Source organism: Mesorhizobium sp. M0139 (genome assembly GCF_040322455.1).
Lineage (GTDB): Bacteria > Pseudomonadota > Alphaproteobacteria > Rhizobiales > Rhizobiaceae > Mesorhizobium.
Map to the genome: position 1 here is coordinate 62102 of NZ_JAMYTN010000006.1, position 12750 is coordinate 74851.

Below are 12750 nucleotides of genomic sequence, written 5' to 3' on the forward strand. Positions count from 1 at the left end.
CCTAAATCCTCACCGCCTCACCCGCGACTTCAGCCAACGATCGAAGGCCACGGCGAGGATCAGGATCAGGCCGATGACGATGCTTTGTGTGTAGGACGAGACATTGTTGAACTGCAGCCCGTTCTGCAGCACGCCGATCAGTGCTGCGCCCACCACCGTGCCGCCGACTGAGCCGATGCCGCCGAATAGCGAGGTGCCGCCGATGACCACGGCCGAAATCACCGTAAGCTCGTAGCCGATGCCGGCCACGGCTTCGGAGGAGTTGAGCCGTGCTGACAAAACGAAGGCGGCCAGCCCGGCGAAGAAGCCGACGATGACATAGACCGAGATCAGAATGCGGTCGACGCGCAGGCCCGACAGGCGTGCGGCCTCGGCATTGCCGCCGACGGCATAGACGGCGCGGCCGTAGCGCGTATAGCGCAGCACGATGTGGCACAGGATGGCCGCCGCCGCGAAGATGATCGCCGGCACCGGCACCGGTCCGATGAGCCCGGTGCCGAACCAGCGCATCGAGGCGTCGAAACCGGAGATCGGTCCGCCATTGGAGATGGTCAGCGTCAGGCCGCGAAACACGGTGAGCCCACCCAGCGTGACGACGAAGGGCGGTACTTTCAGCCGGGTGATGGCAAAGCCCTGGACGCCGCCGGCCAGCGCCCCGACGATGACGGCGGCAAGCAAGGCGGCGAACCAGCCATAGCCTTGCGTCCCCGTGGTCGACAGCGACAGCGTGTTGGCGGTGCCGCCCTTGGCCACCACCGCGGCCACCATGCCGCAGAAGGCGAGCAGCGAGCCGACCGACAGGTCGATGCCGGCAGTGAGGATGACGAAAGTCATGCCAAGCGCGATCAGTCCGGTGATCGAGATCTGCCTCAAAATGTTGAACAGGTTGATTGGATCGATGAAGCTCGGCTTCAGCACGGTGAAGATGACGATCAACACCGCCAGGAACATCAGCGGCCCAAAACTCATCAGAAGCCGCGCGATGTTGATGCCGCTGCGCTGGGTCTGTTCGGTGGTGCTGGTCATTGCGTTGCGTCCTGCTTGCGGTCGAGCGCCATCAGTTCCATCAGTTTTTCCTCGGTCGCTTCGATGCCCGGCATTTCGCCAGTGATACGGCCGCGCCGCATCGTAACGATGCGATCCGACACTGCCAGCACCTCCGGCAGCTCCGACGAGATCATCATGATGGCGATGCCGCGTGCGGCAAGCTGCACCAGGATCTGGTGCACTTCGGCCTTGGCGCCGACATCGACGCCGCGCGTCGGCTCGTCGACGATCAGTACTTTCGGGTCGCGCGCCAGCCAGCGGGCCAGGATCACCTTTTGCTGGTTGCCGCCGGACAGCCCCTCGATCGCCTGCTCGGGCGAGGCCATGCGGATCGACAGTGCCTTGCGATAGCCGGCCAGCGCCTCGCGCTCGCGCCGTTCGGCCATGAAGCCGGCGCCATTGCTGTAGCGGCCGAGCGAGGCGATGGAGAAATTGTTGAGAATGCCAAGTGCTGCAAAAATCGCCTGGTGCTTGCGGTCTTCCGGCACCAGCCCGATGCCGAGTTTGATGGCGTCGGCGGGGGAGGCCGGGGCGATCGGCTTGCCGTCCAGCGTGATGTTACCCGCCGCGATGCGGTCGGCGCCGAAAATGGCGCGGGCAAGCTCGGTGCGGCCGGAACCGACGAGACCGGCAACGCCGAGGATTTCGCCGGCCTTCACATCGAGGTCGACGCCTTCGAGCACGATGGCGTGCGGCGCCAGCGGATCGCGCACCGTTCGCAAGCCTCGCACCGAGAGCCGGACCTCGCCGGCGACGTCGCGCTGCGTCGGCCGCGCGTAGAGTTCGGAGGCGGCGCGGCCGACCATCTTCTCGATGATCTTCGGAATCTGGATGGGCCGGCCGTCGCGGTCGAGATGACCGGCCAGCCTGCCGTCCCGCAGCACGGTCATGCGGTCGCAAATGGCGGACGCTTCTTCCAGCCGGTGGGTGACGAACATGATGGCGACACCGTCCTTGCGCAGCCTGTCCATGATCGACATCAGTTTCTGCACCTCGGTCTCGGTCAGCGCCGAGGTCGGCTCGTCCATGATGATCAGGCGGCTTTCCAGCGACAGAGCGCGGGCGATTTCGACCAGCTGCTGTTCGGCTACCGACAGCGAGGACACCGGCGTCGCCGGATCGATGTCGAGACCGACGCGGGCGATGATCGCGCGCGAGGCGTCCTCCATCCTGCGCCAGCTGACCAGCCCGAGCGGCCCGAGCGGCGCGCGGCCGATGAAAATGTTTTCCGCAACCGTCAGCGTCGGGATCAGGCTCAGTTCCTGATAGATGGTGACGATGCCATGCCGCTTCGCATCCTGCGGACTGGACGGCGCGTAGTCGGCGCCGTCGAAGACGATGCGGCCGCTTGACGGCGGCATCACGCCGGACAGGATTTTCAACAGCGTCGACTTGCCGGCGCCGTTCTCGCCGAGCAGGCCAAGGATCTCACTGGGCCGCACCTCGAGCGAAACGTCGATGAGCGCGGTGACGCCGGAAAAATGCTTGGTCACGCCTTCGACGGAAAGGAGCGGGGGCGATGATGCGGTGGGTTCAACGGCGGACAAGCATTGCTCCCGGATTGCGATAGGCAGCGGGACGGCGCCCCCCTCTGTCCTGCCGGACATCTCCCCCACACGGGGGGAGATCAGCAGTTTTGCCGGCAGCACTATTTCTATAACGTTGGCGATTGGCGAAAGCAGACGTGACGGCCAATCTCCCCCCAAGTGAGGGCGATGTCCGGCAGGACAGAGGGGGGCGCGACAGAGCGCGACCTCCACCCGTCATGGGCCCTACTTTCACTTCGTCTCGTTCAACCTCTCCGCCTTGTCGAGATTGTCCTTGCCGATGACGATCGGCGTCAACAGCACCAGCTTCTCCTTCGGCTCGGTCTTGTCCCTGGCGAAGGCGACCGCGATCTGCACCGCCGTGCGCGACTGTTCGCCGGGGAACTGTTCGACAGTGCCGGCGAGCTTGCCGTCGCGCACGGCGACCAGCGCTTCCGGCAGCGCGTCGAAGCCGTAGATCTTGACGTCGGTGAAGTTGCGCGCGGCACAGGCTTCGAGCGCGCCGAGCGCCATGTCGTCATTGGCGCAGATGATGGCGTCCGGCTTGCCGTTGGCGGCAAGCCCGGCCTCGGTCACCGACAGCGCTTCGGCGCGGGCGAAATTAGCGGTCTGCTCGAAGATGATCTGGTACTTGTCCTTGAGCGGATCGAGCACATTGTGGACGCCTTTGTTGCGGTCGATCGCGGGCCCGGCACCCGGCTGGCCCTGCAAATGGAACAGCTTGGCGCCGTTCGGGAACGCCGCCACCATGGCCTGCGCCTCGGCTTCGCCACCCTTGACGTTGTCGGCGCCGACATGGGCGAGAATGCCCTCGACGCCGTCGACGCGGCGGTCGATCGTCACCACCGGAACGCCGGCCTTGACCGCTTCCTCGATCGCCGGCGCCAGCGCGTTGACGTCAAGCGGCGAAATCACGATGGCGTTGACCTTCTGCACGAGTGCGGCCTCGATGTCGGCGGTCTGCTTCGGCGCCGAGTTCTGGCCGTCGCTCTCGGTCAGGTTGACGCCTTGCGCCTGCGCCTCGGCCTTGATCTCGTTCAGCATGTGCACAAAGAACGGAAAGCCGAGATTGGGCACCGAGCCCAATATGGTCAGTTTGTCGGCGGCAAAGGCCATGGGCGCGGCCAGCGCCATGGCGCCGGTCGCCACGGTCGACAACAGGAATTCGCGTCTGTTCATCAGATATCCTCCACATGGATGCAGGAGCCCGAAACCGTTAGCGGCTCGGGATTTTCCTGCGTCGATTCAAAAATGGAGTGTCCTGTGAGCGCCCGAAGGGACGCGACGGCGCTCCAGCCGGTCCACCGCAACGTCTCCTCCGCTCGGCGCCGACCCAGGGATGCTAGCCAAGGAAAATCGATTACGCAAGGTGAGGCGAGGGGCTGAAACTGCTAATCTCCCCCCTGCGGGGGAGATGTCCGGCAGGACAGAGGGGGGCGCTGTCCCGCCGACATTGGCCAATTTCACTTACATCTTTGAGCTAACCTCTACGCAGAATACTTGATGCGGGCGATCCTTCGCGCCCCCCTCTGCCTTGCCAGGCATCTCCCCCACGAGGGGGGAGATTGGCAGCTTAGACGCCTCTACCGATCGATCGTCGTCATCACCCGCTCATTGTAGCGCGGCCCTGAGACCTTGCCCGGCGCAAGGGCTGCGTCGAGCGCAGCTATCTCGGCCGCGTCGAGCGTGATCGCGGCCGCAGCAACATTTTCTTCGAGATACTTGCGCCGCTTTGTCCCCGGGATCGGCACGATGTCAATGCCGAAACCGTCGCCCTTGCCGAGCACCCAGGCCAGCGCGATCTGTGCGGGCTTTGCCCCTTTGGCCGCGGCCACCTCCTGCACCGCAGCCGCAGCCGCGACATTGGCGTCGTAGTTGGCGCCCTGGTAGCGGGGGTCGCCGCGGCGGAAATCGCCTTCCGGATAATCCTCGGCGCGCTTGACGTCGCCGGCGAGGAAACCGCGGCCGAGCGGCGCGAACGGCACCAGGCCGATGCCGAGCTTTTTGAGCAGCGGGATGATCTCCGGCTCCAGATTGCGCTCCCAAAGCGAATACTCGCTCTGCAGGGCCGACACAGGGTGCACGGCATGAGCACGGCCGATATTCGCCGCGCCCGCTTCCGAGAGGCCGAAGAAGCGCACCTTGCCCTCGGCAACCAGCCGGCCGACCGTGCCGGCGACATCTTCCATCGGCACCGCCGGATCGACGCGATGCTGGTAATAAAGGTCGACATGGTCGGTGCCGATCCGCTTCAGCGAGCCCTCCAGCGCCTCGCGGATATGGTCGGGCCGGCTGTCACGCTCCGTGCCGACCTGTCTGCCGTTTTCGATGCGGAAGCCGAATTTGGTGGCAAGGGTCACCTCATCGCGCCGGCCCTTCAGCGCCCGCCCGAGCAGTTCTTCATTGGCATAGGCGCCGTAGACTTCCGCCGTGTCGAGGAAGGTACAGCCGAGTTCGATGGCTCGGTGCAGGGTAGCGATCGATTCCGCCTCGTCGGCAGGGCCGTAGGACTGGCTCATACCCATGCAGCCGAGGCCGATCACCGAGACCTGCAGCCCCTGGCTGCCGAGTTTGCGGGTGCTGAGGGTCATTGCCGTTCTCCTTGGGGCTGAGGAAAACTATAGCGGCCGCTCCTCCAGTTTCCATAGCTGTTCGGCGGAAGAACAGCGCTTCCCTTGACAAAACCCAGCCGCAAGCGCCTTTGCCGGCGGCCATTGGGGGCCATGGGATACCAATGAAGAAGATCTACGAGAAGCCGACGCTGAACCGGCGTCAGCAGCTCTCGCGTCACCGCGCTCATAATTCCTTCGGACCACTAACCGAATATTGTCGTCGCCATTGCAAAGTCCGCTGCCGAGGCGCAGCGGTTTTTTGCTGCCGTCGGATCGTAGCGCTGCCAGAAGCAGGCGGTCAAAATTGACAGAGCGGCCGATCTCCAGCATCCTTATGCCGCCGCCATGTCTTGCGGTCTTGTGTATGAGTGAGCCATGGCCAGTTCCGTCACCAGCCAGAATTCCAAGCGCGCCGCGGTGCGCAAGGCGCTCGACCGCCACAAGGTCTACGTCACCGCGCAAAGCTTTTCCGGCGGCGTCTACTCGGCCCGCGTGCTGGTCGACGGCGAGGCCTACTGGGTCGACGAGTTCCGGCTGAGCCAGCTCCAACAAGGGCTGTCCCCGGCCGAGCTAGACCTGACGCCCGCCTCAGACGATTGAGCGTGATCTCCACATTCTTCGCACCACGCTGGGAAATCTGAAATGTTGGCGGGACAGCACTGTGCAGGAACGCGGCGCAGGGAAGGTTCGTCCGCCGCCGCCGCTCCCGCCTGACCCATGCCAACCCCGCCAAAACTCAAGGCCTACCGCGCCAAGCGCGAATTTACGAAGACGCCGGAACCGGCGGGCGGGCTCATTTCAGGCGACGGCAACCGCTTCGTCGTCCACAAGCATCACGCCACCGCCGACCATTACGATTTGCGCCTGCAGGTCGGCGGCGTGCTGAAAAGCTGGGCGGTGCCGCGCGGGCCCTCGCTCAACCCGGCCGACAAGCGCCTTGCCGTCGAGACCGAGGACCATCCGCTCGAATATATCGACTTCGAGGGCGTCATTCCTGAAGGCGAATATGGCGGCGGGCCGATGATCGTCTGGGACACCGGCACCTGGGCACCGATGGACGATGTCGACAAGAGCCTGCGCACCGGCGCCTTCAAGTTCCGGCTGGCCGGCGACAAGTTGAATGGCGGCTGGATGCTGACCCGTCTGAAGCCCAAGCCCGGCGAAGACAGCGAGAAGAAAAACTGGCTGCTGTTCAAGGAGCGCGATCTCGCCGCCGATACCGGCCTCGACATCCTGGAAGCGCGGCCGGAAAGCGTGAAGTCCGGCAAGCGCATCGAGGAGCTGGTGGCGCCGCCGAAAAAGCCGGCCCGCCTGCCCCCCAAACCCGGCGCGCTGAAACCCGGTGCGTTGCCCGGTGCGGTCAGGGGCGATCCGCCGTCGCGCATCGAGCCGCAGCTCGCCACGCAGGTGCCGAAACCGCCGGGTGGGCCAGTGGAAGACACAGGTGAACTCTGGTTGCACGAAATAAAATTCGACGGCTATCGTACCATGGCGCATGTCGGAGATGGCGAGGTCAGGTTGATCACCCGCGGCGGCATCGACTGGACGAAGCGTTACGGCGACCTGCCGCAAGCCTTTTCCCGGCTACCGCTCAGCCAGGCGATCATCGACGGCGAGATCATGGTGCTGGACGAGAAGGGCATCTCGCGTTTCGCGCTGCTGCAGGATGCGCTGTCGGCGGGTGCGGGCAGCAAGCTCCATTTCTATGCCTTCGACCTGCTGCATCTCGACGGCTGGGACCTCCGCAAGGCGCCGCTCGCAAACCGCAAGGCCCTGCTCGCCGAACTGCTAGCCGGGCAGGGCGCCAACTCCGCCATCCAGCTGAGCGACCATGTCGAAGGCGACGGACAGGGGCTTTACGATCAGGCCTCGATCCTTGGACTGGAAGGCGTCGTCTCCAAGCGCGCCAACGCCATCTACCAGAGCGGCCGCACGAAGAGCTGGACCAAGGTCAAGGCGCTTGAGACCGGCGATTTCATCATCGCCGGCTACACCGTTTCCGACGCGGCCGAAGGACTGGCGGCAATCGGCATGGCTGAATTCGCGGATGGTGAACTGCACTATCGCGGCAAGGTTGGCACCGGCTTCGATGCCGCGACGGCGGGCGACTTGCTGGCCCGGCTGCAGCCGCTGCGCGACGGCGCGACAGCACCCGAGGGTGTGCCGCGCGAGATCATGCGCGAGATGAAATGGGTGCGGCCGATGCTGTCGGCCCGCATCCACTACGCCAACCGCACGGCGGACAATTCGCTGCGCCACGGTGTGTTTCGGGGCTTGCGCGATGTCGGCCTGTCGACGCCGGTGTCGCCGAAGCGCAAGCGGCTGATCGCCGAAGCCGATCTCGCAACCATCTGGGTGACCAATCCGGAGCGGCGGCTGTTCGGCAAGACCGGACCGACCAAACTCGACATCGCCGTCTATTACGCGCTGGTCGGCGATTTCATGCTGCCGCACATTATGGGCCGCCCGGTGTCGCTGGTGCGCTGCCCGACGGGCCTGCCGAAGGACTGTTTCTTCCAGCGCCACGCCTTCACCGGCATGCCGCCGTCGGTGGTCACTTTTGACGCCACCAACTTCGAAGGTGAAACCAAATCCTGTCTGTCGGTCGAGGGAGCAAAAGGCTATCTGGCACTCGCGCAGTTCGGCGTCGTTGAGTTCCACACCTGGGGCACGCATCGCTTGAGCCTCGACAAGCCCGACCAGATCGTTTTCGATCTCGATCCGGGTGAGGGCATCGCCTGGCGCGAGGTGGTCGAGGCCGCCGTCCACATCAAGGGCGAATTGGAGCGGTTCGGCCTGGTGCCGTTCGCCAAGACATCCGGCGGCAGCGGCATCCACATAACCGTGCCGGTGACGCAAAAGCAGAACTGGAAGAAGCTGCACCAGGCGACCAGCGCCATCTCCACGCACCTGGCGGCCACCGCGCCCGACACTTTCACCACCACAATGGGCAAGGAAAACCGCAAGCGCCGCATCTTCATCGACTATCACCGCAACGCGCGCGGCCACACCTCCGCGGCGCCTTATTCGCTGCGCGCCCGCACCAACCTGCCGGCGTCGACGCCGGTGAGTTGGGCAGACCTTGAGACGATCGATGCGCCGCAGGATCTGAACTATTCGTCCTTGCCGGGGCTGTTGGCGACGTCGGGCGATCCGTGGGCGGACATGGAGGATTTCGCAAGAGATTTGCCGTTGTTTTCGGGGAAGTAGATCGGGAGGTGTTGGCGATCCGGCACACCCCCCCTCTGTCCTGCCGGACATCTCCCCCGCAAGGGGGGAGATCGGATGTCGCCTCTGCTTTCGCCAATCGCAAACCTTGCAAGAGGAGCGATAAGGTTGAAGCTGCCAATCTCCCCACTTGCGGGGGAGATGTCCGGCAGGACAGAGGGGGGTGCTGTCCCTCCGGCATGACTTACTTCCCCAAGTCCATCGACCATGCGGACAATTTGAATTATCCTCCGTCGGTGCCCTCCAGCTCACCTGGAAGGTTTCGTCAGGAATTTGCCGGTATGTTTGGGGCCGGTGTAGGATTTGCGCAGTGCCAATCGTCCTCGGAACGAAGCGCTGCAGTAAGCATGATCCCGAAACGTGGGAACCGGTTTTCGGTTAAGATCATGCTCAGTCTGAAATGTCAGTGCATGGCCGCGTAGGAGAGTATCATGGCGCCCAGGGCAAGTTGGAAGGGTTACCTCAAGCTCAGCCTCGTCAGTTGTCCGGTCCGGCTCTATCCGGCAACGACCACCAGCGAGCGCATATCGTTCAACCAATTGCACAAGAAGACCCACAACCGCATCAACATGAAGCCGGTCGACCCTGAACTCGGCCTCGTCGAGCGCGCGGACTTGGTCAAGGGTTACGAATACGAGGACAAGCAGTACATCATCATCGATGAGGCCGACCTCGAAGCAGTGCGCATCGAATCCAATCACACGATGAACATCGAGGCCTTCGTCGACGAAGACGAGGTTGACGTCATTTATCAGGATGCGCCGTACTATATGGCGCCGGATGGCGCCATGGCGGAAGAAACCTTCGCCGTGCTGCGCGAGGCAATGCGCAAATCCGGCAAGCTGGCCATTGCCCGCCTTGTCCTGTCCAGCCGCGAGCGCGTGGTGACGATCGGCGCGCGCGAGAACGGCATGTTCGTGTGTACGTTGAGGAACCCGAACGAAGTGCGCGGCACGGCTGAATATTTCGGCAACATCCCGGCTGGCAAGCCGGATCCCGAAATGCTGCAATTGGCCGAAGCGCTGATCAAGCAGAAGGAAACCACCTTCGATCCGAAGAATTATGAGGACCGCTACGAGATCGCGCTGATGACGATGATCCGCGAGAAACTGAAGGGCCATAAGCCGATCATTGCGGCGGCGCCCGAGCGTGGCAATGTCATCAACCTCATGGACGCGTTGAAGGCGAGCCTGTCGCAATCAGCCAAGCCGCCGGCCAAGTCGAAGAGCAAGGCCGACGACGCTGAAAAACCTGCCGCCAAGGGTAAGGCGGGTGCGGCCAAGGAAAACCCGTTGAAGGCCAATCTGCTCAAGGCCGTCGGCAAGAGCAAGGGGTGACGGCGCCGACCGGTATAATCCCGGGCGCCGTCTTCGGCGCCATCGGCGCGCTGGCGGCATTTCCGCTGCGGCTCGCGGCCCGTGAGGTGGAGCGTCAGCACGGCCAGTTGCGGCGCGGCGTCACCAGGCGCACCAGCCATGTTGTGTTCGGCCGAACGCTGATCGCCAAGGCCGGCACGGCGAAGGGCGGCGATGCCGAGATCGAGCGCCGGGTTGCAGCCGAGGGCTCCGCTGGCCGAACACTCCTTAGCGAAAATGGCTTCCTGCGCCTGCTTGGTCTGATGAAGGCGCCGGAGGCGTCTTCGCTGTCCAGGCAGTCTCTCGTCGACCAGTCCAGACTGTCCGGTGCCGACCTCGACCTGCTCAGCCTGTTCGACGCCTTCGAGCACGATTGTGAACCCTACTCGTTCCGCGATCTGATCCTTGCCCGCAAATATGCCGGGCTGGTCGCCGGCGGTGCATCCTGGGGCGCGATCGCGCGCTCCGTGCATCGCTCCGGTCCGGTCGCTTCGCTCACCGCCAAATCGCTCAATGTCGGCTCGCAGCGTGGCCGGCCCGATCAGATCTATCTCGAGGATGGCCAGAGCGAACTCGACGGCCAGCTGCTGTTCGATCTCGGCAGCGCAAGCGCAGCCGGCGACGACACGCTGGAAGAATTGTTCGCCGAGGCTGAAAGCGCGGAAGAGGAGGGCCGGCACGACGATGCCGCGGCGCTCTACCAACGCTGCCTCAGCATCGATCCGAGCGACGCCATCGCCGCGTTCAACCGCGCCAATTGCTTGCGTGGCGCCGGTCGCGTGGCCGACGCGGCGCATGACTATGCAAGAGCGATCAAGCTCGATCCGGCGTTCGTCGAGGCCTGGTTCAACCTCGCCGGGCTGATGAGCGACGAAGGCAAGATCGCCTCGGCGCGCCGGCATCTGGTCAAGGCCATCGCGCTCGACAAGAGCTACGCCGATCCGGTGTTCAACCTTGCCCGGCTGGAGTTCGACGCCGGCAATCTGACCGAAGCCCGCCGCCACTGGGTGCGCTATCTCGAACTCGATGCTGACAGCGAATGGGCGCGCACTGCGCAAAAGGGGATACAGTTCGTCGATCTGCAGCTGGCGCGGACGGCGGGGTGAGGCTGCCGTGGATAATCTTGTTCAGATTTCGAGTATGGGATTAACCGCGTGCTTCATCGTTTTGGCGGTGCAGGAGGCCCGCGAGCTGCTCTTCTACTGGAGCAATGGCTGGAATTTTTTCGAAGACAGCAAAATCAATTGGGCCACATATTACAACCGCAGAACTTGGCCATTTCCCCAGCGCCCCGAGGACCGTATGTCGAACAAGCAGCGCGTTTGCTTCGGCCGGCCATTCTTCATCGTGCTCGTGGGGTTTTTTGCAGCCATTTTCACCCATGTTACCCTGCATCCGGAGCAGTGGCGTAAGGAAGTTCACGGTTCCAAAACCACCTACCACTATATCGGGGTCCCGCAGCCTGATGCCCACTAGCTTCCTCTTCGACGGCTTTGACACAGCCCCGGTCACCATCGTGTTGGCCCACGGCGCCGGCGCGTCTATGGATTCCCCCTCGATGACCGACACCGCCAAGGCGCTCGCCACCGCCGGCTTCCAGGTCGCGCGCTTCGAATTTCACTATATGGCGGCCCGCCGCTATGGCCAGCGCAAGCCGCCACCGCGCGCCGAGACGGTCGACCCGGAATACATCAAGGCCATCGCCGATCTGAGGGCGAGGGGCGTCGCTGGTCCGCTCATCATCGGCGGCAAGTCGATGGGCGGGCGCGTCGCCTCGATGGTCGCCGACGAGATGTTCGCCAAGGGCGAGATTTCGGGCCTCATCTGCCTCGGCTATCCCTTTCATCCGCCGGCCAAGCCCGAGCAACTCAGGACAAAACATCTCGCCGACCTCAAGACGCCGACGCTGATCTTCCAGGGCACCCGCGACGAGTTCGGCACGAAAGAAGAGGTCGCGACCTACGGCCTTTCCAAAGCCATCGAGGTGATCTGGCTGGAGGATGGCGACCACGACCTGAAGCCGCGCAAGAGCGTGTCGGGGTTTTCGACCGCCGATCATTTGAAGACGCTGGCCGGGACGGTGAAGGCGTGGACAGGGCGGATCGTTTCCTGATCGCCAAATGAAAATCGCCACCTTCAATATCAACAACGTCAACAGCCGGCTGCAAAACCTGCTGGCGTGGCTGGCGGCAGCCAAGCCCGATGTCGTCTGCCTGCAGGAGCTGAAGGCGCGCGACCTGCAGTTTCCGCGCACGGCACTGGCCGACGCCGGCTATGGCGCGGTGTGGAAGGGCGAGCCGACCTGGAACGGCGTAGCCATACTGGCGCGAGGAGCCGAGCCGGTGCTGACCCGTGACGAACTGCCCGGCGATACCGCCGACAAGCAGAGCCGCTACATCGAGGCGGCGGTGTCGGGCGTCGTCATCGCCTGTCTCTACGCGCCCAACGGTAACCCGCAGCCGGGGCCGAAATTCCAGTACAAGCTGGCGTGGCACGCGCGGCTGGAGGCGCATGCCGCAGAACTGTTCGACACCGGCCTGCCGGTGGCGCTGGTCGGCGACTACAACATCGTGCCCGAGCCGCGCGACATCTACGCCACCCGCTCCTATGACGACAACGCGCTGGTGCAGCCGGAAAGCCGGGCGTCATTCCAGCGTCTGCTCGAGCAGGGCTGGACCGATGCGCTGCGCAAGCAGCATCCGAAGGAAACGCTCTACACATTCTGGGACTACCGCCGCAACCGCTGGCCGCGCGATGCCGGGCTGCGGCTCGACCACATCTTGCTGTCGAAGAAACTGGCGCGCCGCCTCACTGCTGCCGGCATCGACCGCGATGTCAGAGGTGAGGACGGCGCCAGCGACCACGCGCCGGTATGGGTCGAATTGAAGTGAATTTGGCTGCGTGATCGCGCCCACTTTCGTGGGCGCAGTTTTGCGCTATTTGTTTCGCTGCGGCGGCCGC

11 protein-coding genes are annotated in these 12750 nt (G+C 64.0%); 7 read left to right on the forward strand and 4 right to left on the reverse strand.

Features of this window, described 5'->3' with window-relative positions:
* Window positions 1-9: 9 nt before the first annotated feature.
* The 4 genes from NKJ58_RS11785 to NKJ58_RS11800 all read right to left on the reverse strand — a co-directional run bounded on the left by NKJ58_RS11785 (window position 10) and on the right by NKJ58_RS11800 (window position 5185).
* A complete protein-coding gene (locus NKJ58_RS11785) occupies window positions 10-1026 on the reverse strand; it encodes an ABC transporter permease (protein WP_023685887.1) in 1017 nt (338 codons plus the stop codon).
* Entirely contained in the window at window positions 1023-2654 is a 1632-nt protein-coding gene (locus NKJ58_RS11790; protein WP_488494635.1) for a sugar ABC transporter ATP-binding protein, read from the reverse strand. The genes NKJ58_RS11785 and NKJ58_RS11790 overlap by 4 nt, the downstream gene beginning before the upstream one ends.
* A 171-nt stretch (window positions 2655-2825) precedes the next feature.
* A complete protein-coding gene (locus tag NKJ58_RS11795; RefSeq protein WP_023730393.1) occupies window positions 2826-3773 on the reverse strand; it encodes a substrate-binding domain-containing protein in 948 nt (315 codons plus the stop codon).
* Window positions 3774-4177: 404 nt separating this feature from the next.
* Window positions 4178-5185 (reverse strand): aldo/keto reductase, encoded by a 1008-nt coding sequence (locus NKJ58_RS11800; protein WP_023685885.1) that lies wholly within the window; start codon window positions 5183-5185, stop codon window positions 4178-4180.
* Between the two features lie 396 nt (window positions 5186-5581).
* On the opposite strand from NKJ58_RS11800, the gene NKJ58_RS11805 reads away from it, so the two are divergent.
* The 7 genes from NKJ58_RS11805 to NKJ58_RS11835 all read left to right on the forward strand — a co-directional run bounded on the left by NKJ58_RS11805 (window position 5582) and on the right by NKJ58_RS11835 (window position 12680).
* Entirely contained in the window at window positions 5582-5806 is a 225-nt protein-coding gene (locus NKJ58_RS11805; RefSeq protein ID WP_023673483.1) for a hypothetical protein, read from the forward strand.
* Window positions 5807-5923: 117 nt separating this feature from the next.
* Window positions 5924-8416, forward strand: coding sequence for a DNA ligase D (ligD, locus tag NKJ58_RS11810; RefSeq protein WP_352853162.1), 2493 nt, complete (start codon window positions 5924-5926; stop codon window positions 8414-8416).
* Window positions 8417-8865: 449 nt separating this feature from the next.
* Window positions 8866-9771, forward strand: a complete 906-nt coding sequence (gene ku / locus NKJ58_RS11815) for a non-homologous end joining protein Ku (RefSeq protein WP_023685883.1) — start codon at window positions 8866-8868, stop codon at window positions 9769-9771.
* Complete coding sequence (locus NKJ58_RS11820) at window positions 9768-10895, forward strand: tetratricopeptide repeat protein (protein WP_352853164.1); 1128 nt, start codon at window positions 9768-9770, stop codon at window positions 10893-10895. The genes ku and NKJ58_RS11820 overlap by 4 nt, the downstream gene beginning before the upstream one ends.
* A gap of 7 nt (window positions 10896-10902) precedes the next feature.
* Complete coding sequence (locus NKJ58_RS11825) at window positions 10903-11265, forward strand: hypothetical protein (protein ID WP_155923794.1); 363 nt, start codon at window positions 10903-10905, stop codon at window positions 11263-11265.
* Entirely contained in the window at window positions 11255-11902 is a 648-nt protein-coding gene (locus tag NKJ58_RS11830) for an alpha/beta hydrolase family protein (protein WP_023699157.1), read from the forward strand. Before NKJ58_RS11825 ends, NKJ58_RS11830 begins: the two co-directional genes overlap by 11 nt.
* A gap of 7 nt (window positions 11903-11909) precedes the next feature.
* Window positions 11910-12680: an exodeoxyribonuclease III gene (locus tag NKJ58_RS11835; protein WP_352853166.1), complete on the forward strand. Its 771-nt coding sequence runs from the start codon at window positions 11910-11912 to the stop codon at window positions 12678-12680.
* The last annotated feature ends 70 nt before the right edge of the window (window positions 12681-12750 follow it).

Coding starts and splice junctions, on each gene's coding strand:
- NKJ58_RS11785 (WP_023685887.1), bottom strand. CDS start 1,026: ATGACCAGCACCACCGAACAGACCCAGCGCAGCGGCATCAACATCGCG.
- NKJ58_RS11790 (WP_488494635.1), bottom strand. CDS start 2,654: ATGTCCGGCAGGACAGAGGGGGGCGCCGTCCCGCTGCCTATCGCAATC.
- NKJ58_RS11795 (WP_023730393.1), bottom strand. CDS start 3,773: ATGAACAGACGCGAATTCCTGTTGTCGACCGTGGCGACCGGCGCCATG.
- NKJ58_RS11800 (WP_023685885.1), bottom strand. CDS start 5,185: ATGACCCTCAGCACCCGCAAACTCGGCAGCCAGGGGCTGCAGGTCTCG.
- NKJ58_RS11805 (WP_023673483.1), top strand. CDS start 5,582: ATGGCCAGTTCCGTCACCAGCCAGAATTCCAAGCGCGCCGCGGTGCGC.
- ligD (WP_352853162.1), top strand. CDS start 5,924: ATGCCAACCCCGCCAAAACTCAAGGCCTACCGCGCCAAGCGCGAATTT.
- ku (WP_023685883.1), top strand. CDS start 8,866: ATGGCGCCCAGGGCAAGTTGGAAGGGTTACCTCAAGCTCAGCCTCGTC.
- NKJ58_RS11830 (WP_023699157.1), top strand. CDS start 11,255: ATGCCCACTAGCTTCCTCTTCGACGGCTTTGACACAGCCCCGGTCACC.
- NKJ58_RS11835 (WP_352853166.1), top strand. CDS start 11,910: ATGAAAATCGCCACCTTCAATATCAACAACGTCAACAGCCGGCTGCAA.